This is a genomic window from Bradyrhizobium sp. 170, assembly GCF_023101085.1.
In the GTDB taxonomy this organism is placed as follows: domain Bacteria; phylum Pseudomonadota; class Alphaproteobacteria; order Rhizobiales; family Xanthobacteraceae; genus Bradyrhizobium.
In genome coordinates this window covers 1,907,827-1,930,477 of sequence record NZ_CP064703.1, presented here as the reverse complement: position 1 = coordinate 1,930,477, position 22,651 = coordinate 1,907,827, and the positions used below count along the sequence as shown (strand labels likewise).

Sequence of the window (22,651 nt, the reverse complement as noted above, 5' to 3'; positions counted from 1 at the left end):
TAACAGCCCGTTATGGGACAATCCGAGCAGATCAGATGGACAAGAAATCGATCGCTGATCCCAAAGGCCGGTCGCAGCCAAGGGTGAAGATCGAGGACGTCGCGAGAAAGGCGAACGTGTCGCCGGCGACGGTGTCGCGGGTTCTAAATCATCCAGAAATTGTCAGGCCCGAACTGCGCGATAAAGTGATGCGATACATCACCGATCTATCCTATACGCCGGACAGCGCGGCCCGGGCGCTGAAATCGGGACGCATGCGGACGATCGGCGCGATTGTTCCGACGCTAGGCCTTGGCATCTTTGCCGAAGGCGTGGAGGCCCTGCAGAACCGACTAAGCGAAAGCGGCTACACGTTATTCATCGCCAATTCGCAGTATGATCAACGCCGCGAGTTGCAGGAGATGCAGAGCCTCATCGAGCGCGGCATAGACGGCATTGTGCTAGTGGGAGGCTCGCACGGTCGGGAGTTACGAGCTCTGGTAGAGCAAACTGGCGTGCCCGTCATTACGACTTATGTCTCCAAGGCGGGCGGCGGCATTCCTGCCATTGGCATCGACAACGAACGCGCCACTCGCGAGATGACCGAATTTCTTCTCGGCCTGGGACACGTTCGTTTCGGTGCAATTGCCAACATTCGGCCGTCAAATGACCGTTCGCGCGCGCGACTCGATGGCATCCAGCGCGCTCTCGCTGAAGTCGATATCCGACTCCAGCCGACTCAAGTCATCAAGGCCGACCACTCGCTCGCGCAAGGACGAAGCGCGCTTCGCCAACTGCTCACTGACCATCCCGACACGACCGCCGTGATCTGCACCACCGACACGCTGGCCATCGGCGCCATTACGGAAGCCCGCAAGATGGGTTTGAGCGTGCCGCGGGCGCTTTCGATTACCGGTTTCGACGACGTGGAACTGTCGGCACAGATGGATCCGCCGCTTACGACGATCAGTATTCCCGCCGCTGAAATAGGCCGCGGCGCAGCCGACTATCTCATCAATGCGATCGCGGGAAGGCCCGTCCCCAAGAGCGTCCTGTTGCCCTATCGCCTGGTGATGCGGTCGTCCACCGCGTCACCACGGACCGCCGACCGCCTGCCAAGGCGGCCGCGATGAAGGGCCGCAGCCCCGGCTGGCATGCAGGACGGCTGTTCGCGAATGCTATTTCAGTGTAAATGGCGCTTATCCGTAATTTGCAAAGGTGCTGCGTTGAACGCCAAGCCTGACCTCATTCTTTGGACGTCTCCCTTGCCGCATGTGGTGCTCTTGACATTGAATAGGGCATCCAAACGAAACGCGCTGAGCAATGATCTGATCGCGGAACTCGCGGCCGCCCTTTGCAAGGCCACGCTGGATGATGACGTCCGCTGCGTCGTTCTTCGTGGCAGCGATGCGTTCTTTTCCGCCGGTGCCGATATCAAGGAAATGCGGCAACGAGGGTTCGAAGCCGTCGACAATTCCGCGCGACGTTCTGCCTGGCGGGATATCGCTAATTTCCCCAAGCCACTTATTGCCGCGGTTGAGGGGATTTGCTTTGGCGGTGGTCACGAGCTCGCGCTGCTGGCCGACATCGTGATCGCCGGTGAAGGCGCCGCCTTCGGGCAGCCGGAGATCAATATCGGGATATTGCCGGGAGACGGAGCAACCCAGCGATTGACCCGCGTGGCCGGCAAATCACTCGCGATGCTCATGATCCTGACCGGACAATCCATCTCTGCGCGCGCAGCCCATCAAGCTGGGCTTGTTGCCGAGGTCACGGCAGACGGCAAGGCGCAGAGCCGCGCTCTCGAAGTTGCCGAAATTATTGCGCACAAGCCGCCGCGTTCCATAGAACTGGCTAAAGCGGCTGTACTCGCCGCCTACCAAACCACGCTTGATGCCGGTCTAGAATTTGAACGACAAGCCATCAGGCACGCATTCACGACGTCCGACCAGCAAGAGGGAATGAACGCCTTTTTTGAGAAGAGGTCGCCTAGCTATCGGGGAAATTAGAATCGGTCAACTGGAGGGACGACAGAAGATCATCAGAGCCCTGCGCCGGCAAAGCTCAATCTATCGCGACCGGATTACCTGGCTTGCCACAGCGGGAAAAACATTCGATTTCCGCAGCCGAAAACGTGCTCCGGAGGATTTCCATCAACTCGTCGACCATCGGCGGAGTGTCGTTGTACTCCTCGAGCCGGCGAATGACCGCGGAGGATATCCCCACTTCGCCCGGCCAGCTGCTTGACCGACCATTTCAGAATGCCGCCGGGCGCCCGCAGTTGCGTCCCAGTGAGCCTCGATGAGCCATTGTGGCGGCCAGAAAGTTTGTCGTGGTGCACATCCATCCAAAGCTGAGCAATTCCCGAACGCTACCGCCCCGATTCCTGAGCGGCACGGCCGTGCACCGGTACCAGCGGAAAGCGCCGTCTGGCTGTCGCAGCCAATATTCGAGGCTGTTAGCCTGCCCCTTCTCGACTGAGACCGCACACTCTATGAGAGCTACATCGCGGTCCTGTTCATTGGAGCAGATCCATCCACTCTCTGACAATAGACTGATGTTCTTCGGGTAGGAACGCGGGTTTCACAGACAGACGGTTATGAACGTGGTGCCAGGGGGTCGGCTTGCGACATCGGCGGGATCGATGGCGAGCGCCTCAACGGCATCGATCATCTGCACCTGGCCTGCCCTCTCCTTTCGATCCCACCGTCTCGAAACCGGAGCGCACGTTGCGCCTACTGGGGAGAGTAGGCCGATCCTGCAGCCGTCATCGACCAAGCCACCGGGCTTTCGCGACGGTCAGGTGCATGTTCTTCTTGCGGTTGGTCGCGCTATCCGCACTTACGCGCACCGCATATGGTGCACCGGGAGCCAATGATCTTGTAACAATTACCGGCGACACTGCATGCGGGCGATCTGGATGACTCTAGCGCCGCGCCGACTGCGGACGTTCAATTCGCGACGCCTATTTGCGTAAAACGCGTCGCGCCTCAGCCAACATGTCGTAGATCCAACAGCTCGGATCGCGGCCGTTTGATCAAAACTCCCGTATTTCCGGAGCCGTCGCGATCTGCCGGCGTGAGCCGTGCCACCTAAGACGCTGGCACGCTCCTTGCTGAAAGGGGAGCAGAACGACGTGCTTCGCACCGCGCCGGCGGAATACATCGCCTTAGTGTCGGATTCGGGCGCGGAGTCTTGGTTGAACACGACACACGCAGTTTGTCGAATGACGACGATAACAATCGTCATCTTTTCTTTGAAGGATAATAGCATGTCCGGCGTTGCTGGTGTTTTTCTGTTGCCTTCAAGTCATTCACAGGAGACCGTTTATGATCGGCTCCAGCACATGCTTCCGAAACTTGCACTTCGTGGACAGGCGGGGTTCGGTCTTGCCGTCTTCATGCATGAAAAACGTGTTCAGTATACAAAGTCGTCTCAGCCGGCACGCGAATTAACAACAAATGACTATAATGAACAGTATGCGAATTTCAGGCCCCGCGTAGCGATTGCACACATTCGTAGTCCGTCTAACAGGGAGCGCGACGAGAGCGACGTTCAGCCTGTTCACAACCATAAAGACGGTTTCCGCCATTTGACGATTTCCCTAGACGGGGCCTTGGTCAACGCTGATGAACTTAGAGAGGAATTGCTCGTCCAAGGGCACAGCTTTGACGGCAAAACTGATGCCGAACTCTTGCTCAAGCTGATTGAGCGTACCTGTCAAAGTGATTATTGGCAGCATGGTCTGCCGGTGAATCACGAAAACCTCTTTCGGGAGATAGATGACCGTGTCGATGGCGCCGTCAGCGCACTCTTGTTGGATGGTGAAGGAAATCTCATTGCTTTCCGCAACCGATATGGTTTGCGACCTTTGGAATTCATGCAAACCGACGACGGCTTTCTGCTTTTTGCTTCGGAAAACTGTGCCTTTTCCGGACTACAAGGCAAGGCAGACGAAATTTTACCAGGCCACATCAAGTATGTGAACGGAAAAACGGGAGTATGCCTTGATCGATCTGTGGGCGATGCTCGACATAAAACCAAGCTGTGCGCCTACGAGACGCTTTACCTAGGAAGCCCCAACACGTCGAAACGCCAATCTCATCTCGAAACCCGTTACAATATCGGAGTGGCTCTTGGTAAACTTATTGCGCCGAGACTGGCAGTAGAAGTGGGGTCCGCCCCTTTTATCGTTTCTTCCATGCCGCGAACCGGAGGGCCGTATGCTGATGGTCTGTTTGCATCACTCGCCGAAGACGGTGCCATCGTCCGACGTCACGAAGTCGTCGCAACACAGTTTTCTCAGCGGACGCTTGTAGGTATCATTAGCGAGCGAAGATCTCTTATTGACCAGAAATACCGTGTCGCAGAGGAGGACGTTGCTGACAGCACCATAATCATGGTCGATGAAGCCCTCATTCGCGGCGATACGAGTCGGGCTGTCACGAATATGCTCCTTTCCGCCGGGGCAAAGGCTGTGCATTGGGTAATCGGTTCACCACCTATAGTGGCGCCAAATTACTACGGCATGGGTATCGACACGATGGATGAGTTGGTGTTCTGGCAAATATGGAAAGCTCTGCCATCCGAACAGCGGAAGCAAAGCCTGCGTTTTCATAACATCGAACCGCAAATGCTCAGGATCATCGAAAGCACAATTGCCGTATCCATCGATGCTGCGACTATCACTTATCTACCCTTCCAAGTTCTCGTATCCTTGCTTCCGCAGGGGCATGATGGAATCGATTTGTCGCCGTTTACGTTCGAGATGCCAACCCCAGCGGGGCAAAAACGCGCGAACAAGAATTTGAACAAGTTAATCGCCGATCTTCCCTTCCCGGAATCAGCCGTTGCCTGAGGTCATCATGAAACCTACTCTAGTATTTGATTGGAATGGCACGCTGCTCGACGACGCCGATGCGTTGCTGAAAACGATCAATCTCATTCTAGGGCGCTTCGGTCGCCCTGATATCGATATGCCAACTTTTCGGCAACAGTGCGAGCTCCCGCTTTCTGTTCTTTACCGCAGTGTCGGAATGTCGGAAGGTGAAGCCGCAATCGTGGATAGCGATGGCAGCGCTATTTTTCACGACACCTACGAACCGCTGGCGCGCAAGGCCGATCTGCGCAAAGGCGCGCGCTGCATTTTAGAAGCGGCACGTCGACAGGCGGTCTCAACGATCGTTCTCAGCAGCTATATAGTCGATCCTCTTCGTTCCCAAATCCGCAGGCTTGGAATCGACGATTGCGTCAACGAGGTTCTAGCCTTCGAAAGCCGCGCCACTCAATTCAAAAGCATGAGCAAAGGCGAACGGCTTCGCCTGTATATGCAAGCAAATAATCTGAAGCCAGAGTCAACCTTCATCATCGGCGATATGCCGGTTGAAACGGAAATTGCACGCGACCTCGGGCTTATCAGCATATCCATTACCGGCGGATTTGTTTCCGAGTCGCGTTTGCAGGCTGCGCAGCCGGATTACATCATTCATGACCATCATGAGCTGCTGCCAATTTTGCAAAGGCACGGCTTTTTTCGGAACGCATAGGACCATGACTGAAACTCCGCTGACAACCGCCCTCCTACGGCGGCGGGACAAAGGATCGGCCTTCGGCGCAGGACGCATGGGAACTGACAATGGATCGACGTGGAAGCCTGTGAACGGGCTTTCGTTGCTGAATTGGCGCGCATGTAGATGCTGTCGTTTTGTCATCGCCTTCAAGCCGCGGGTTGAGGCAGCAGTCTGCCTCGGGCAACACGGATCGTTCGCCCGTTTGCCCGACGAAGCTTGGTCCTTGACCGCACAACATCCTATCCTGCTTCAATGCACTCCTGACCGAACAGATCCAAAAGTACGGTTTAAACGTTCTAGATGCCCCGTAACGTGAAGCCCGGAGCATGCAGAACAGGGCTTTCTAAACGCCCTTGTTGGATAGATTTCCGTGTGGCCGCCGGTGTTCTCGTTGCGTCAGAGATTTGTTGACCTCAAGCCGCTCGCAGTGGTGATTTCTCCTGGCCCCTGCACCCCAAGTGAGGCCAGGATATCTACGGCGATGTCCGCGAACCTTCAGGTGCCTCCCCATTCTTGGCATCTGCCTCGGACACCAGTGTATTGGGATCGTTTTCGGTAGACGGGTGGCGCCGGTGCGGCTTGCCGCACGCGCCCAAGCCCTCTTTTGTGACGGCTGCTTCTGACAGAACAGGCGAATCACCTGGGCCATGCGTGCTAAGACGACAGCGCAGCCGAACTCCCGGGCCCCTGCAGGTTTTCAAACGGCCTTCAAATGCCCTTCAAAGCTCCTTTAAAAGCATCCACGATCGAAAAGCCGCGCGTGGTTGACGACCGGCAGAAAACCGGCGACAAAAAGAAATCCCTCCGCATAGCCGTTCTCTAAGTTCTAAATGGAGAATTGCGCGATGCGTGAGCCAAGGCTCGAAGTCAGTCTGTGGGGATTCAGGATTAATGCGGTCGGCGCGCTGGCGGTTTGTGCGGCAGTGTTGATCTTTTTTTGCGGCTCTGGCGGCATGGCGGTTCTAGCTCGTACATGATGCAGAGCACGTAAAGCACCAAAGGTGTTGCATGCCGAAGATCGAGAGCGGGAAGCCGCTGCATTGCATCGAGCTTGTTACCGGTGAAAACCTCACGGGAACGGTGCTGGTCTCGGATGAAGAGATTCGCGCCCGGATCTATAGCTACGCGGACTTCTTTCACATCAAGGGGGAGCAGCCGGTCTTTTTGCAAACCGAGACGAATGAAATCGTCTCGCTGCATTCCAACGTCACGACGATCGCAGGAACGAGTTCGCGCAACATCGCGCCGCAACGGGAGACGCACCGGCAAGAAATTCTTTCAAACGTTGCTGTCGTTGGCCACGATCCGTGGAGAGCCGAGGACAGAGTCAAGAGGGTCTCCTTCCACGTGAAGCATACGAATGGACTGATGCGCCATGACCGTAAAGTCAAAGCGATCGGCCGCAACCGGTTCCCAACGGAAGAGCACCTCATCATCTTCAACGATACTGCCCAGGGCTTGACGGTTCGAGCTTGGTATAGCGCGACCTATGGCGGGGAGTTTGAGGGGCCGAAAGAGCTCTGGCCAACCTTCGAAATCGAATTCGAAGAGCCGCCAAGCCTACGGGACTACATCGAGCACGTCTCGGATTACGTGAATTTCCTGTCGTTTTGCTTCGGTGTGCAGCTTAAGCCATCGGCAATCCGGATCGACCGCCTTTCCTTCGCGCAGATGATGGAAGCCGCCGAACAGCACGAATATCCCGGCGAGCATGAAGTGCACTATATCTGGCCCGAGGCTGAGGTCGACAATCGCGATCTCTGGGTCGGCGGCTCGCCGGTACGATGCTGGGACGACAAGGAGCTGGCCTCTTTCCGGGAATGCCTTGTTGCCTGGATGAACCGGGCGGCGGCATGGCGGCGACCCAACGCACTCATGATGGCAAGCTTCGGCTTGAAGAATGTGGTCTCTTCGGAACGGCTGCTCAACGCTTGCCGCTGGCTTGAGGACATCCCTATCGCGAAAGCGCAACCCATGCTCTCCGGTTCCGATATCGATGCAATCTTGGCCGTGGCGGCGGCGAAAGCGCAAGAGCTCGGCCATGACGTTGCCATTGGCGAGCGGATTGCGGGCGCTATCCGCTGGATCAGGGCGGAAACTGCCGAGCAGCAGTTCAAGCGGCTCGTTGGCATGGTCGAAGCACGCTTCGGCAAAGGCGTTCTGCCCGACGAGGCAGTCTACCACCTCAAGCGCGCGATCAGCTTTCGCGGCAAGAGCGCCCATGGCCACTTCAATCCGGAGAGCGACGCCCAATTCCGCGGCTTCTCGAAATCGACGCGGGCGATGGAGGCGCTTTGCTACCTTCTGACCGCTCTCGAGCTACCTATCCCTGAAGAAGGAATACCGCGAGCTGGGTCCAATCCCGTGCTCCGGGATTATCGGCTTGCCTGCGACTAGAAGCAGGCGGGACCCCGCGGAGAGAGAAACGCGATGTATGCAAAGAACCTTGCTCGTATCCTCGGCTTACTGAACCAGAATAGCGACGTATCATATAGCTCGCCGCAGGAAATGGATCAGCGATTTGAGTCAATCCGTCGATACGGCCGACTTCCTCGCGGAAGGGAGCGGCGCGAGGAGAAGCTATCCGGCCATCAGATAGCAGCTGCCATCTTCGGGCTCGTGACGACGCATCCCGGCTGGGCCGGGCATGTGGCGACGGTGCTTGAAGGGTTGCGCCCGGTTGGGGGCGCCGACGCGTCCTTCTTCATGGCGGAGACGATCAGCGACGTTGTCACCGTCCTTCTGGCAAACAAGATAGCCCGGGCGAGTTTCGTTCGCATGAAGCTGACCATCGCCGAAACGGGCGTGAATAGCCATGGCGGGGCCGAGGTTGTCTATATGCGCGATGGAGAAAAGCGGCGAGCCTACTTCGTACCGAAGGGATCCGTTGCGCTGCTCGCGAAGTGAAGCGAAATCGGTTTCGATCCTGACTGCGGCCGGATGAACGCGCCCGCGATGCGCGAGATGTCGTTTACCCAGGAATTCTTTCGGCGGCTGGCGCGGGAATGTGAGCTTGCCGAGCGCTTTCCGGCACCACCCGAAGGCGATGGCTCGGAGTACGATGCCGAAGAGGCCCAGCAGGAACGCTACCGGAAGCTCGGCGTACGCAATGGCTCGCGCTTTCTCCATGTCGGCGTGGATAACCAGGTCACGTGGCCGAAGGAGGAAAAGCTCATCACCTTCGATCAATACCAGCTTGTGCTTATGCCCAAGACCAAGGACCACGTGCAATCGGTTCACATCGATCTGACGGCCAACCGCGTTGACGAGTCGACCGCCATGACGGTCATCAACCGCTTTCTTAGCGTGATGGCATGGTGCGACGACAATTTCGCGATCGCGGAATATGGATGGTCGGGAAATCCTGTGCCGGTTCCGTTGTCAAAGCGCGATCTCGCCTTCACAATGGCGCATGACTACATTTTTGACCGGAAGATACCGAATTCCGAGGAGGTCCGGCGCGCGCTTGCGCTTTACCGAGAAGCGCGCAATGCACAGCAAAACGGATTCATCAGCTATGCCGTGCTGAACTATTACAAGATCATCGAGATCCGGCATCCCGGCAAAGAGGCCGCGCGGACATGGTTTCGCACTCATTTTGAGGCGTTGCAGATTGAGCCCAAGGAAGACGACGACATCAACCGCTTCCTGGCCTTATGCGGTAACGACCCGCCGCACAAATACATCCACGATTCATGCCGCATCGCGGTAGCTCATGCAGGTAAGCACTCGAAATCCGATCCCGACGACGCCCACGAGGTCGTTCGTCTGCACACGGCGGCCCGTGTCATGCACAAATTGGCGCGTCGCTTCATCGAGCAGGAGTTTGCCGTTTCGGACGTGATGTACTCCGGCGATTGAGCCAGGAGTAAGACTTGCTTTGCAGACCGCATTAGCCGGCTCTTGACGCGAAGCGCCGCCGGCACGCGCAAGGGATCGGGGTTAGGCCTTCACGACTGATCTGGATCGGCTATGTTCGGCGGTACGTTCGTTCTGCCAGCACGTGACATGAAATCGGAAAGTGAGATTAAGGCCTATTTGCAGACGCCCGCGGGCAGGCTCGCGCGATATCGCATGCGGCGGCGCAAGCAGGTCCTGCTCATAGTCGAAGGCGTGGAGCCTCGGTCGAAGAAGATGTCCGAGGCCGAGAGGGCGGCGTTCCAGTTCCAGGTTGCGGAGCAGCTTGAGGAGACGAAGCGAACGGCGCTTCGCGGCCCGATTAGCGCTGCGGATTCGGCTTGCGACCACGCACAAGACGCCACACAGGTGCATTCCATCGTCAAGAACCTGCTTGATCTTCTTGGCCGACAGGGATCGGCAGACGAGGATTGGCAGAAGAAACGCTTCTATAAGGATGACTCGCAAATTCAGGCGCTCTCGGTGTCATGCGTTCACGGTGAGACCCGGCCATCCATCACCATTGCAGCGCGCCGGCTTTCGACCATGATCGATGATATCGAGCTTGCGGCTCACGCGACCCGCGGCCTGGACGAGAAGGACTCAGATCACCCGCATCATGAGGAGCGGGATCAGGAATGCATCACGAGTTTCAGGCAACTGATCGATCGGGAAGCTGGCCTAGGCGCGTCAGAGGCGAGATCGTGGCCAACCCTGACCGAATTGTCGGAGGCAATCTCCGGGACGGAGCGATGATCCAGGCGCGCCAGAACTTTCGCGTCAGCGTGACACGCGCGAAGATCCGTACGACGATCCTCACACCAAAAGATGATATATGCGTATTGCTGACGCGTCCGGACTGCCAGCCGGTGCGGCTGACGGAGCAAGCTTTACAGGTGGATATGGCAACTCATGACGGCCGAGGGCTGTTCAACAAATTGGCTTTCCGGCTTGCAGAGAGCAACTGGGAAGGAATGAGCATTTTGGTAGTTCGGGGCACGTTACGAAGAGGCGGTCGGAAGATCCACAGAGACAGCCAAGGCCATAATCCGTGGCGCTGTGCCGTGAGGGTAACGTGGTCGTCCGTGAAGAAGGCGTAAGCCACTGATCTGGAATCTCGATTTGAACTAAGGGACGTTTCCAGATTGCAAGGTTTTGATGCTTTGGGCGTCGGAACCTTGCGATTTCGTTTTCGGGATTCCCTCGAAGCGGGAAGCATGATTCCTTGTCTGCATCGGGGGGGGGACGATGCGGCCGAAGAAGCATCAGACGACTGGATCGAACGATCTGTTCCGGGCTCGGCTCGACCAGATCATCAATCTGAAGCACGAACTGGTTTTGCTAGCCGGCAAGATCGACTGGGACTGGATCGACGGCGAGATTGCGCCGCTCTACAGCGAGCACGGCCGGCCGGGGATCGCGACCCGCTTCATGATCGGGCTTCTGCTGCTCAAGCACATTTACGGGCTATCCGACGAGGGGGTGTGCGAGCGCTGGGTCCACGACCCGTATTTCCAGTACTTCACCGGCGAGTAACGTAATGTAGTGGCACCGCGCGTAGAAGCGTAGCCACTCCGGAAGCATTCGCGATCGCAATCGAGTAATCGCGGATAGCAGAGTCAGACTGTGCTGTCAGCTCTTATCAATGAGCTCGGACCTGATCAGCCGAAAAATCTCAGCCTGGTACAGCGCGTCGCGCAGCGCATCATGCGTCCCGGCCAAAGCTGGTTTGAGCTTTTCAGCAATCCTGCTCGAACGCGTATCACTCCAGCGGCAGCCCGTCGCACCCATGTAGAGCGCCTTGATATCGAGCGCCGTGAAGCCGAATGGATTGCTGCCCGTAAACCGATGGAAATAGTAGTTCACGAAGGACCAGTCGAACGGCGCGTTAAAACCGACGAATACGAGGGTTTCATTCCGACGCGCCAAGGTCAAGAGCCAGTGCGAAAAGGTTCGCATGGCATTGGAGGGCATAAGTCCTGTTCGCGCGAGCTCGTCTAGAGAGAGCCCGCTCACCTCCAAAGCCTTGGGATCGAAGTTCGCGTTGATCGGCTTCAGCTCGCACGCGAATGTCTTCTCTGGCTCGTAGATGGAGCAGGCACCGATAGACAATAGACTGAATTCGCCGGGGATCGGACCGGCGGTTTCCACGTCGACCGAGACGAAAACTTCGCGCTTGTCGCTCATGAGATCAACGGCTCCGCTGGAACGAGTGAGGGGCGGTTGCGGATCGCCTGCCAGTGCTCTCGGAACGCGCGCCGCCTGTCGTCCACAGTGCCGGACGTTTTCCAATGAAGCCCAGAAAATGTCGTAATGTCGAAAGGCAAGCTCGCGCCTTCAAGCACCATTACCATCGTCGGCAGGCCGCGGCCCAGAGCGTATCCAAGCTCAAGAAAGCAGTTTGGCCGCGCGCCTGTGATGTCAGCTAGCACCACGCTGCTGCGATGGAGCTTCGCGAATATCTCTTGGTCAATTCGGGAATACTCATAAGCTTGGCGGCCGTCGATAACGACGAGGTGATACCCAAGCTCACCTTCGACCACGGGCTGAACCACCGTATCGAAGAAATTCTGGACGTCAGCATAGTCGGGCAGATCAGGGTTCAGTAGTCGGACGGCGAAGGCTTTGGGCCTCTCAAGTGACTCAAGCAGCTCGACCAGTACAGAAACGCGATCCGCGATCGACTGCCGCTGCGGGAAGCGAATTCTGTTGACCCAGTCATGCGCATCACCGTCGTCGGCAATCTGAAACAGGCGGCGGGTCTGGCTGCTAGCCAGCCCGAAATTATAGAGGCATCGCGCACCGGTTGTTTCGGGACAGAGGGCAAGATTGAGCGGAATAATCGGCTTGCCGGCATCATGATAGAGGTTTGCAAGATAGAGCACGCCCTCGGTGCCTCCCAGTGCAATGAGGATATCGCCAAATCGAGCCTGAGCCTCCATCCGCTTGCTGTTCATGTTCCAGTGCGCCGCGCTCTCGATTTTGATTAGCTGTGAGGCGCGCAGCTCGTCCCAGAGACCTACATAGTCCTCCGGAATCTGATCTTCAGTCTTTTGATGTTGCACCGCGACCGCGAGGGGACCCGGCACGTTCGCCGGTCGCAGCGCCAAACTGTCCTTGATTGTCTTCCAGATCAGCCAATCGAAGCAGATCGGTAAAGCGTCGACCTTGCGCAGCGGCTCAGCATCCACAGGGACCACGAAGTTGGCGCCACGCTTGATCAGCTCTTTTGCCAGCCCAGCGATCAGCTCCCTCGCCCCGTGGACCTCGCTTGCTGGCGCGACTGTTGTATCATCCACAACGCTCCCAGAAATGTGAATGCGCCGGCCGTAGAGAGGGGACCGCGGCATTACCTATCCTCCATCACCGGCGAGGAATGAAGCGCCGCGGCGACTGACTTTAAATGCTCGAACCGGAGCGGCTGCTGCGGATAGGCTTTCGCTAAGGCGGCGGGGTAAAGACGCGTGCGAATATCCGAATATGTCCAAGCCGGATTGCTGCCGCGGGCACCAGTGACCGCCACAAGATCGGAGATCTGCGTCTCCGGAAGGTTCAGACCGGCGAGATCCATCTGAAAGAGCTGGCGGCGTTCTTCGTCCGAGGGCCGCTTGAACTCCTCAATGATTGCTGCGCGCCGACGCAATGCGGCATCGAGCACCGAGAGCCGATTGGTGCAGAGGATGACGACGATGCGGCCGCCATACTGCCGAAGATCGTCGACGCCCTGGATCAGAGTGTTCACCGCCACCTTATCCTCGTGATGGCTGTGTTCCTGCGCGCGGGACGCGCCAAGGCTGTCTCCCTCGTCGATGATCAGGATGGCACGCCGGCTCTTGCCAGCCGACTGGATCACCTTGCGAAAGGCTTCAGCAATCAGCGTTCCCATCTCGCCGACCATGCCGCTGCCGCGCACGCGGTTCGACAGCTTGAAAAGGATCGAGTCTTCGCTCCTCGCCTCGGCGACGAGCTTGTTGGCGATGCATTCGGCCATCGCCGTCTTGCCGGTCCCAACGTCGCCATGAAAGATCACGAGCGGGTACTGCTCGGCGACAAGTTCGCAGATCGCGAGCTTGCCGCCATGGTGCTTTCGGTTCCATTCGCCGAGACCACCGACATTCAGCAGCAACCGAAGCTGGTCATGGATACGGGCATAACGCGCAGCAAATCGTAGCAACGTCTTTTCCCGCTTGGCGAGCGCCTCGCTAGGCAGTGGGGTTTCGCTATCGAAGATGCTCGGCTGACTCACTTCACCCAATCCTTTCTCTGCATGCCATAGGCGTTGCTGACGTAGTTGCGGCCGCCTGAAGACGTCAAGTTGGCGTGACTGGTATCCTCGTATGACGTAACCCAGCCGATTTTCAGCTTTCCTTTCACCGCCTCGCGCGCCGCGCTCGTGTACGCTTCGGTGTAGCTGAGGATGACACGCAGATATGCACCCGCGACCTTCGGCCAGCGCACCCCGCCAGGGCGGCTCGTGGTGAGCGAACCCGCTTCCGTGTCGACCTCAAACCTGACGGCTTTGAGCTCGAGGCCATTACTGAGAAGCGTGACGTCAACCCACGAGGGGTAGCCTGCTTTTGCGAGAACCTCGATGTCATGAGCATACAGCGCCGCCTCTGCAGCAGTCCAGGCGCCAGTGCTGTCGGCGATCATGATGAGATCGGCTTTCACGCGCCGAACTACATTCTCGATGTCGACGACCGTGTAGGTGGCAGTGGCAGTGGCGGTTCTGGTCTGGCTCATTTCAGTCCTCCGTCTTGAAGCGAGGGCCGAAGATCTCCTTCCAGACCTCATTGTCATTTTCGGCCGATGCAAAATTCGCGGTCTCCCACGCCGCCTCCGCCGCTGCGACGATCTCCTTGCGCTCGGCTTCCGAAATCCGGCCTGTCACGTTGTTCAGGCTGTAAACAGGGTCGAGGATGACAACGGGATCGGTGAAGGTCCCGAACGGCGCCGTATTCTCGGGGAAGCTAATCTGCTCTTTCAGACCCGATTGGGCGATGTAGAGAAGGAAATTCCGGAAGCGCTGCTCGATGCTCCCGAAATTACCCTGCCTCGCCAGCAGATGGGCCATGATGAGCTCGATCGCGAAGGATTTGAGCGGCTTGATATCGGCATGGTTGCGCCACTTCTTCGCCAAGCGCACCAGCGTGCGGAAATCGCTGTCCCGGTTCTTGCGATCCCGGACGAACTTGATCTGACAGGGAGCGCAGGTCTGGATTTTCGACCCGTCATGGATATCAAACTGCCAGCCATAGCCTGGCCGGTTCTCGTCCTGTATCACCGGGACAATGTCGACGCTCAGCCCCGTGCCGACAAAGGTCACGGTCGCAGCCTTGCGCTGGATCTCGAAATCTTCGACCGATTTGTTGGGATACTGCTTGATCAGCAGGTCGTAGATGGTGTTGTTCAGACTATCGAGCGTCTCCTTATCGGCATCACGCCCGGAAATATAGAATACCACGTCGACATCAACCGGATCGACGCTCGTCTTTCGTAAGATGGTATATTTGGCGAAGGAGCCAGCCTTTACTACCTTTGTGATCTTGATCTCGGTCTTGTCGCGGACGGTCTTGCACAGTTCGGCGATCAGGCGATCCACCTGTTCATGATATTCCGTCCGCTTGTCGTCAGGGAGGCGCAGGACATTGCTGTCGTAGTAGCGCAGTTCCGTGTTGCTCAACGCCATCATCACCCCTTCTTTCTCGTTCGGCGTCTACCCAGCGCCAACCCCGAATGGGTGGAAGCCGCGGTAGCCGGTCTCCTTGGCGGTTTACAAAACCGGGAGGCGAGCGCTCCGACCGACGGCGCTATCTCCACCAGCCCCACGCTTTCGTGTCGCCGGACAGCTGACTGGATGTTCTCTGGGAGAGCTGCCCGACTTGATCTGCGAGAGGACAATCAAACTGCGTTGAGGGGAATCGTAGCCTCCGAAAAAAGGGGCCACTCCGAAGGAGTGGCCCAAGTAAGGGAGGAAACGCCCTTGAGGGCCTCTGGGATCAGGCCGCAGCCTGTTCGATCGGTGAAAATGGCAAGCCGAGACTCTCGGCCACCGCCTTGTAAGTCAGCCGCCCCCGATAGACATTGAGGCCTGCCCGCAGATGTGGATTTTCGAGGACGGCTGCAAATCCCTTGTTAGCGAGAGCCAAACCAAAAGGCAGAGTTGCGTTATTCAGTGCTTGGCTAGAGGTCAGCGGGACAGCTCCCGGCATATTGGCCACACAGTAGTGAATGACGCCGTCCACCTCGAAAATTGGATCAGCGTGCGTCGTCGGACGCGATGTCTCGAAGCATCCGCCCTGATCAATAGCTACATCCACGATGACGGAGCCTTTGCGCATCGAGCTCAACATGCTCCGGCTGACAAGTTTCGGTGCACTCGCGCCGGGAACCAGTACGGCGCCGATCACAACGTCCGCTGCAAATACTTCCTCCTCAACAGCTTCTATCGTTGAGAACCTAGTACGAACGCGCCCTTCGAATAGTTCATCCAGTTCACGAAGCCGGGGAAGCGAACGGTCAAGGATTGTGACCTCGGCACCCAAGCCTGCCGCCATTCGTGCCGCGTGCATGCCGACAACGCCACCTCCGATGACGACAATACGAGCCGGCTGGACACCCGGCACGCCGCCAATCAACAGCCCGCGCCCGCCCCCATACCGCTTCAGGGCGCTACCTGCCGCCTCGATCGCAAGCCTGCCCGCAACCTCGCTCATCGGCGCAAGGAGCGGAAGACCGCCATGCGCGTCAGTCACAGTTTCGTAGGCGATTGCTGTACAGCCAGACTTCATGAGGCCCTTGGCCTGCTCGGGGTCCGGGGCCAAATGAAGATAAGTGAAGAGGATCTGATTTTCTCGCAGCTGAGTCCACTCGGACGGCTGTGGCTCCTTGACCTTTACGATCATCTCGCTCGACGCGAACACCTCGCGAGCAGATTCCAGAATGGTTGCGCCAGCCTTGCGATAATTGTCATCCGTAGCGCCTATACCAGCACCGGCATTGGTCTCGAGCAGCACGCTGTGGCCTGCGGCCACATATTCGCGGACCGCTCCAGGGGTCAGGCCCACGCGGTATTCGTGCGTCTTGATTTCCTTGGGAACGCCGACCTTCAATTGCAATCTCCTAACTTGGATCACCGATATATAATCGAAAGAGCGGTGCAGACCTGAGACGCGGGCGGCCAAGTGGCGCCGAAATTCAGCGATTCTTAGCAACGTCGCGCAGTATTCCACCGAGTGACGTTCCATCGCCGAACTCAGCACCAGCGCGCGGATCGATTCGAATGCAATTATCCGTCATCACAATCGCGCGTCGGCAGAGGCATTGGAGACGAAAGGATATGACACCTAATATCTGGGCGATGCTTAACCTGAACCGGTTCGGCCTCAACACTACCGTGCTGGTTGAATTAACGTCCGACAGTCAAAGAAACGAGGCTCTGAATTTGTTCGAAACCGGCATCGTCAAATGCCCATCAGCGAGTCGCTGCTTTTGATGTCGGCGATGACGATCTTCTCATAGTTCCGGCTCGCGATATCGAGGTGGTTTCGGGAGAATGGGCGCCTATAGCAAGCTGCAGATGGATTTAGAGGCAGCGGCGAGCCGGACTAAGAGTGCGGCCCATGGCGTCAGGCGCTCTTTTGATTTCAGGTTAGAATGCTCGCCTCCTGGGCCTTTGGGTAGGGCGAACGCAAGGGGCGTCGCGCTCCCGCTTCCCATGGGAGAGCCATGCGCTCACGGCGTAAACTGTGCCGAACATAGCGAAAGAGATGGACAGCAGAATAACAATTAGCATAGGCGGCACACTTAGTTTCGTTGGGCAACACGAGTCTTGTCGGATTTCCTGTCGGACACCACAAGCCCCTGTTCGCTACCTTGATGAGGCTCTCTACACCCTGACGTTACGTAAGGTTCAAGCCGGCTCAAACAGATTCATGCGAAGCGCCTGCAGAATCTGACATTTTTCATATCGGCAGATTGCTTGCTTATTCACGCAGCATCATCGATTCGCCCATCACGTAGGGATGGACTCCGCGCGACCGCGGCCGACGTTGGGTCTACTCCGCACATCTCTCTGCCGCCAATCGGCAGGAGGAGCGATATGAAACCGCACGCTCGGACAGCTGCGGTCGCGTTGGTCATATCTCGATTGTCATATCGTCGGATTCTATGAGCTCGAAAAGATGGGCGTATTGCGAGATCGACTTGTTCCGCGGCGAGCTAGCGGATACGACTATGTCAGCCACCGCTACGTTGCTGCGGGTTATTAATGTCCAGTGAAAAGACGAACTTAACACTCGCACCGAATGGCTTGAGAGTACAGGTGCTTTGACCACTCCAAGTGGTCCGACTTCTTAATGAAAGTAACTCGAGGTGAACCGCACATTTTCGCATACAGCGTTTGATTGTGGATTGCAGGTGACGTGCCGCCTTCCTACGTGAGTGGCTGAGTATGGACGTTTGAACGCATTGGCATTCGATGAAAATCTATCAAGCATTCGCCCTGATAGGCTGTTCCATCAACTGGCGAGTAGTCCTGCGGATCAAAGCGATTCCGGCCTTCACGTGGTTATTCGTGCAGCTGGCCCAGATCTCGAGCGGCCCTCCACCGGCACAAGCCGGCGTCCCGCCAAGCGGAGCTCCCGTCAATCCGGCCACGCCTGGTGACCTGGATGCGGATTACAAGTCAGTTAACGCTCGCTCACTCCCGGCCGGGCATTGTCGCGTCAAGGATTCGGAGCTCAGCAACGTTCGGCTTGGCTCAAACTACGCAGACGTTGTTTACCTGTTCGGCTGCGCAGGCACCATTACTTCTCGTGAGACCGTCCAAGGAATACAGTTTCACGTGCTTGCTTGGAATGATGGGCAGATCTTAGCCCTATTCGTTAATGGAAAGCTCTCGATCACATCGCCGTCCGCCCTTCGGTAGATCCGGAGCAATGCACCGATCCCGCCCGGCGTACGGGAGGACGAGCCCGTGGGCACCAGTCCGCTCAATGCGAGGAGCGCGAACCGTTTTCCCATTAAAGTGCAGATCGCAGATATGCGTAACGTTGCCAGACGCGGGTTGTCTGATCGCATCCTGCTCAGCAGAGGTTAGAGGGCTTAAGATCATGGAGCTTCAGCTCGGCCAAATCTCTCAACCTCGCCTGTTTATTGAGGAGCCACGTGGCCATGCCAACAATGCCGATCACGGTGGTTGTGATAGCAGCTGACTGGCAAACATATTCGTAGCGGTTCGCTCCTCTTCGCTTCCGGTTCAGGCGACGATGACAAAAGTTCCCCATCATACCATCCAGCAGTTCAGCAGAGCAGCCAAACAGCTCCCGAAACCCTAGTAAGGACATTGACCCTTTTTGGCGAAAAGTTGGGCTGAACATCTTTTTAGCTTCACCAGCCGCAACGGGGGAGCGGGATTGGCGTGCGCGGCCAGATGGATCGAACCAAAGACGGTCCTTGTTAGGCCCATCGCAGCTGCCCAATCGTCACCGAAACTTGAATAGCCGCCGTAGCCGCCGTGTGGCTGACTCCAGCTGGCGGGGCTCGCCGGTGACCCGAGAGGGCCACATTCGATGCGACCGTCAGCGGTAGTCTCGGCACGGCCTTGGTGTTCGACTCGTAGCGGCGTGGCAACAGCTTTCAGCAGGAGCGACTAACTGCACTGACGGGCTCTCGTGAGGCCGCCCTTGATGTAGGCAGGTCGGATGTCGGCCAAATAACGGCTATGGGACAGCTTGTCCTTAACGCGCACCGAATGTCACCTCACGACACAAAGGTCAATTGGGTGGTCCCGGCGTTGTGGCTGATGGCGCGGCGCCTGGCTGTACCGCCGGTGGCGGCTGCGTCGTGGCCGATGGCGCGGTGGTTGGCTGGGCTGCGGCCTGCGGGGAGCGGCCGACAATGACGGTGAGCAGGCCCTGGCCCCACAGCCGCCGCGCGACCTTCCTGGCATCCTCCAGCGTCACCGCGTCGACGAGGGCATTGCGCTTCTCGATATAGTCGATCGGCAGCTTGTCGAGCTGATACTGCAGCAGCGCCTGTGCGAGATTTGACGACGTATCGAGCGCGAGCATCTGCGAGCCCTTCAGATACGACTTGGCCTCGTCGAACTCCTGCTGGGTCGGGCCTTCCTCGGCCATCCGGCGGACCTGCTTCTCGATCTCTTCCACCGTCTCGCCGGCGCGATCGGCGCGGGTGCCGGTATTGCCGACGAACAGGGCGGCATGATCCATCCACAAGAGCGTCTCATAGACGGAATAAGCAAGCCCGCGCTTCTCGCGGACTTCGCGGTAGAGCCGCGATGACAGATCGCCGCCGCCAAGAATCTGGTTGACGACGTAGGCCGCCATGAAATCCGGCTCGCTGCGGCGGACGCCGGGACCGCCGAAGGTCACGACCGTCTGCGGCACGTCGAGCGGAATGCAGACGCGCTGCGGCGGCTTTGCCGCGAGCACGTCGGGCACCTCTGTCAACTGCGCCTTGGCCGGCAGGCTGCCAAAGGTCTTGTCAAGCAGCTTGCCGAGGGTCTCGGGATCGACGTCACCGACCACCGCAATCTTGAGCGTGTCCTTCGCGATCACGCGGCGGACATAGTCCTTGAGATCGGCGATCTCGATTCTCGGCACGCTGTCCAGCGTGCCCTGGGATTGCCGTCCGTAAGGATGGCCGTTGAAGGCGACTTCGAGGAACTTGCGATTGGCGAGCGAACTCGGGTTGGTGGACTCACGCCGCAAGCTCGAGAGCACCTGCGCGCGGATGCGTACGACGTCGGGCGCATCGAAACGCGGCGAGGTCAGCGCCATCCGCAGGAGGTCAAAGGCCTCATCCTTGTTGTCCTTGAGCATGCGCAAGGAACCGCGGAATTGGTCGCGGGTCGAGGTAAAGCTCAGCTCGATGGCGCGGCGATCGAGCCGCTCGTGATAGGTCTTCGAGTCGAGGTCGCCGGAGCCTTCGTCGAGCAGGCTGGCCGTCAAGTGGCCAACGCCGGGCTTGTCGGTGGGGTCCTGGGTCGCTCCGCCGCCGAAGGCATATTTCATCGCGATCAGCGGGACGGTGGCGTCCTGCACGAACCAGGCTTCGATGCCGCCGGGCGAGACCAGGCGCTGGATCTTGGTGGCGGCCTGCGAAGGTGCCGAGGCGAGCATCGCGATTGCAAGCGAAGCTCCGCCGATGAGGGCCGCACGCCGTGTGAAGGAATAGGTCATGAGCGCTTCTCCTCGCGTTTGGGCGCGGCATCCTTGATCAGATAGCCGGTCACTGAGCGTTTCTTGTCGAGCCATTTCTGTGCGGCGTCACGGACCTGCTCGGCGGTAACGGCACGAATCCGGTCCGGCCAGCTCCGGATATCGTCGATGGAAAGTCCCGTGGTAAGCGCGCCGCCATACCAGCGCGCCAGCGTGGCCTGGTTGTCCTGGGCGTAGATCGCTTCCGCAATCAACTGGGTCTTGACCCGCTCGAGATCCTCGGCGCGCGCGGGATTTTGCGCGAGGTCGGCGATCACCTTGTCGATGGCATCCTCGATCTGCGTGAACTCGACGCCGGGCTTCGGCGTGGCGGAGATCATGAACTGCGAGGGATCGAGCGAGGTGCCCTGGTAGCTTGCGCCGGCGCTGATCGCGAGCTGACGGTCGATTACCAGCGCGCGATAGAGATAGGAGTTGGAGCCGCCGCCCATCAGTTGCGCGAGCACGTCAAGCGCAGGACTCTCGCCCGCGGCCGCGGTGTGAGCCGACGGCACCAGATAGTAGCGGCGCAAAGCCGGCTGCTCGACGCGCGGATCGGACAGGGTCACGGTGCGCGGCGCCGCCGGCGTCGGCTCCTGTGGCCGCAGGCGTTTTGCAGGGATCGAGGGCTGCGCGGGGATGTCGCCAAAGTTCTTCTCCACCATCGGGCGGATTTCCTTGGGATCGACGTCGCCCGCGATGATCAGGATCGCATTGTTGGGCGCGTAGAAGCGCTTGTAGAACGCGAGCCCATCTTCGCGGTCGAGCTTTTCGATCTCCTGCCGCCAGCCGATAATGGGGCGGCCGTAGGGGTGGTTGAGGTAAAGCGCCGCCATCATCTGCTCGGTGAGCCGCGCATCGGGATTGTTGGCGACGCGCATGTTGAACTCTTCGAGCACGACGTCGCGCTCGGACAGCACGTTCTCATCTTGGAGAATGAGACCGGTCATCCGGTCAGCCTCGAGTTCCATCATCTTCGTCAGCTGTTCGCGCGGCACACGCTGGAAATAGCTGGTGTAGTCCATCGAGGTGAAGGCGTTCTGGTTGCCGCCGACGCGCAGAACGGTCTGGGAGAATTCGCCGGGCGGATGCTTGGCGGTGCCCTTGAACATCAGGTGTTCGAGGAAATGCGCAAGCCCCGATTTGCCGGGCGTCTCGTCGGCGGAGCCCACCTTGTACCAGATCATCTGCGTCACGACGGGTGTGCGGTGATCCGGGATCACCACCACCTGCATCCCGTTCTGAAGCGTGAAGCTTGCCGGTCGTTCCGAGGTGAGCGTGGTCTGGGCAAGGACGATCCTGTTTTCAGGAACGTACCGCAGGCTAGCATTGCTGCTATTATCCATGTTGTATTCGTTCGCCAGCGCGGTGCGCGTCATCAAGACCATTGCAACAGTGGCCGTGCTTAGCACCTTGGTCGTCACGGAACTCCAATTCTTCATGGCATCACCTTTGGTCGCATAGAGATCCTCATTCTGCAGCGGACGATCCCGACAAAGCAGGGGAGCCGCATGCCGTGGCAAGCAGGGGAGCAAAAGCCGGGCCAATCGCCTGATGCTCCCGCGCATGGACCGCTGCGCGGGCAACTGAACGCAAAACGAAGCGTGGCGCGTGCTTTCTCTTCCTAAAGCCAACCCGCACTCGTCTGGTATCCGCCAACATGTTGCGAACACGACGTTGCACACGAAACGCACGACAACTCGCCGCCTCGCGCTGGCCTAAATCCTGCGACGCCACATACCGCATGGAGATTTGATCTCGCGCCAGAGGCACTGCTCCGCCGCTTCGCGGCCGCGCCGGCATCCGCCAGGAAACATCCAAAGCTCGTCGCCGCGCCACCGCACCAGCAGTACCCGGCCACCCTTCGAGCCTGCCACCAGCATGTCCAAGCGATCATCCCTTCGACCGTTCAATATGCCGATAAAGCGTTTGGCAACCGAGACTATTTCCTAAATAGGCCTCCCGGTTTCAAGGGCCGGAGCG

Annotated in this window: 18 protein-coding genes and 3 pseudogenes; 12 read left to right on the top strand and 9 right to left on the bottom strand. The window is 58.3% G+C overall.

Annotated elements, in window-relative coordinates; translation table 11 throughout:
- Nucleotides 1-35: 35 nt before the first annotated feature.
- The 11 genes and pseudogenes from IVB05_RS09225 to IVB05_RS09175 all read left to right on the top strand — a co-directional run.
- Nucleotides 36-1,112 (top strand): LacI family DNA-binding transcriptional regulator, encoded by a 1,077-nt coding sequence (locus tag IVB05_RS09225; RefSeq protein ID WP_247518024.1) that lies wholly within the window; start codon nucleotides 36-38, stop codon nucleotides 1,110-1,112.
- Between the two features lie 93 nt (nucleotides 1,113-1,205).
- The gene (locus tag IVB05_RS09220) at nucleotides 1,206-1,988 is read left to right on the top strand and encodes an enoyl-CoA hydratase-related protein (protein ID WP_247518023.1); all 783 of its coding nucleotides are present in this window, start codon (nucleotides 1,206-1,208) and stop codon (nucleotides 1,986-1,988) included.
- 1,076 nt (nucleotides 1,989-3,064) lie between these two features.
- On the top strand, nucleotides 3,065-4,837 hold the full coding sequence (locus tag IVB05_RS09215) for a hypothetical protein (RefSeq protein ID WP_247518022.1): 1,773 nt from the start codon (nucleotides 3,065-3,067) through the stop codon (nucleotides 4,835-4,837).
- Nucleotides 4,830-5,525 (top strand): HAD hydrolase-like protein, encoded by a 696-nt coding sequence (locus IVB05_RS09210; RefSeq protein WP_247783915.1) that lies wholly within the window; start codon nucleotides 4,830-4,832, stop codon nucleotides 5,523-5,525. The genes IVB05_RS09215 and IVB05_RS09210 overlap by 8 nt, the downstream gene beginning before the upstream one ends.
- A 430-nt stretch (nucleotides 5,526-5,955) precedes the next feature.
- Nucleotides 5,956-6,115 (top strand): annotated as a pseudogene (locus IVB05_RS09205) (aminodeoxychorismate/anthranilate synthase component II); the annotation flags it as partial.
- A 442-nt stretch (nucleotides 6,116-6,557) separates the two neighbouring features.
- Entirely contained in the window at nucleotides 6,558-7,946 is a 1,389-nt protein-coding gene (locus IVB05_RS09200; RefSeq protein WP_247783914.1) for a hypothetical protein, read from the top strand.
- Nucleotides 7,947-7,979: 33 nt separating this feature from the next.
- Nucleotides 7,980-8,456, top strand: coding sequence for a hypothetical protein (locus tag IVB05_RS09195; RefSeq protein WP_247783913.1), 477 nt, complete (start codon nucleotides 7,980-7,982; stop codon nucleotides 8,454-8,456).
- Between the two features lie 48 nt (nucleotides 8,457-8,504).
- Nucleotides 8,505-9,410: a methylamine utilization protein MauJ gene (mauJ, locus tag IVB05_RS09190; protein WP_247783912.1), complete on the top strand. Its 906-nt coding sequence runs from the start codon at nucleotides 8,505-8,507 to the stop codon at nucleotides 9,408-9,410.
- A 147-nt stretch (nucleotides 9,411-9,557) separates the two neighbouring features.
- Entirely contained in the window at nucleotides 9,558-10,202 is a 645-nt protein-coding gene (locus tag IVB05_RS09185; protein ID WP_247783911.1) for a hypothetical protein, read from the top strand.
- Nucleotides 10,199-10,546, top strand: coding sequence for a hypothetical protein (locus IVB05_RS09180; RefSeq protein ID WP_247518017.1), 348 nt, complete (start codon nucleotides 10,199-10,201; stop codon nucleotides 10,544-10,546). The genes IVB05_RS09185 and IVB05_RS09180 overlap by 4 nt, the downstream gene beginning before the upstream one ends.
- A gap of 148 nt (nucleotides 10,547-10,694) precedes the next feature.
- Nucleotides 10,695-10,979, top strand: a pseudogene (locus tag IVB05_RS09175) (transposase); the annotation flags it as partial.
- Nucleotides 10,980-11,078: 99 nt separating this feature from the next.
- Here the strand turns inward: IVB05_RS09175 and IVB05_RS09170 are convergent.
- From IVB05_RS09170 to IVB05_RS09160, 3 genes are read right to left on the bottom strand one after another with little or no spacing between them, the layout of a single operon-like run.
- Entirely contained in the window at nucleotides 11,079-11,633 is a 555-nt protein-coding gene (locus IVB05_RS09170; RefSeq protein ID WP_247518016.1) for a 3'-5' exonuclease, read from the bottom strand.
- Nucleotides 11,630-12,796 (bottom strand): hypothetical protein, encoded by a 1,167-nt coding sequence (locus IVB05_RS09165; RefSeq protein ID WP_249805206.1) that lies wholly within the window; start codon nucleotides 12,794-12,796, stop codon nucleotides 11,630-11,632. Before IVB05_RS09165 ends, IVB05_RS09170 begins: the two co-directional genes overlap by 4 nt.
- Nucleotides 12,796-13,437: an ATP-binding protein gene (locus IVB05_RS09160; protein WP_247783910.1), complete on the bottom strand. Its 642-nt coding sequence runs from the start codon at nucleotides 13,435-13,437 to the stop codon at nucleotides 12,796-12,798. The genes IVB05_RS09165 and IVB05_RS09160 overlap by 1 nt, the downstream gene beginning before the upstream one ends.
- A 27-nt stretch (nucleotides 13,438-13,464) precedes the next feature.
- Between IVB05_RS09160 and IVB05_RS09155 the strand changes: the two genes are divergently transcribed.
- Complete coding sequence (locus IVB05_RS09155; protein WP_247518013.1) at nucleotides 13,465-13,617, top strand: hypothetical protein; 153 nt, start codon at nucleotides 13,465-13,467, stop codon at nucleotides 13,615-13,617.
- Nucleotides 13,618-13,688: 71 nt separating this feature from the next.
- On the opposite strand, the gene IVB05_RS09150 is transcribed toward IVB05_RS09155, so the two are convergent.
- The 6 genes and pseudogenes from IVB05_RS09150 to IVB05_RS09125 form a co-directional block, all read right to left on the bottom strand.
- Nucleotides 13,689-14,189 (bottom strand): hypothetical protein, encoded by a 501-nt coding sequence (locus IVB05_RS09150; RefSeq protein ID WP_247783909.1) that lies wholly within the window; start codon nucleotides 14,187-14,189, stop codon nucleotides 13,689-13,691.
- Between the two features lies 1 nt (nucleotide 14,190).
- Nucleotides 14,191-15,135 (bottom strand): CBASS oligonucleotide cyclase, encoded by a 945-nt coding sequence (locus IVB05_RS09145; RefSeq protein ID WP_247783908.1) that lies wholly within the window; start codon nucleotides 15,133-15,135, stop codon nucleotides 14,191-14,193.
- Nucleotides 15,136-15,445: 310 nt separating this feature from the next.
- Complete coding sequence (gene ald / locus IVB05_RS09140) at nucleotides 15,446-16,558, bottom strand: alanine dehydrogenase (protein ID WP_247518054.1); 1,113 nt, start codon at nucleotides 16,556-16,558, stop codon at nucleotides 15,446-15,448.
- 2,664 nt (nucleotides 16,559-19,222) lie between these two features.
- Entirely contained in the window at nucleotides 19,223-20,650 is a 1,428-nt protein-coding gene (locus IVB05_RS09135; protein ID WP_247518010.1) for a pitrilysin family protein, read from the bottom strand.
- Nucleotides 20,647-22,014 carry a pitrilysin family protein gene (locus IVB05_RS09130; RefSeq protein ID WP_247518053.1) on the bottom strand — a complete coding sequence of 456 codons (1,368 nt, stop codon included), beginning with the start codon at nucleotides 22,012-22,014 and terminating at the stop codon, nucleotides 20,647-20,649. The genes IVB05_RS09135 and IVB05_RS09130 overlap by 4 nt, the downstream gene beginning before the upstream one ends.
- A gap of 405 nt (nucleotides 22,015-22,419) precedes the next feature.
- Nucleotides 22,420-22,551: pseudogene (locus IVB05_RS09125) on the bottom strand (NUDIX hydrolase); the annotation flags it as partial.
- Nucleotides 22,552-22,651: the final 100 nt, after the last annotated feature.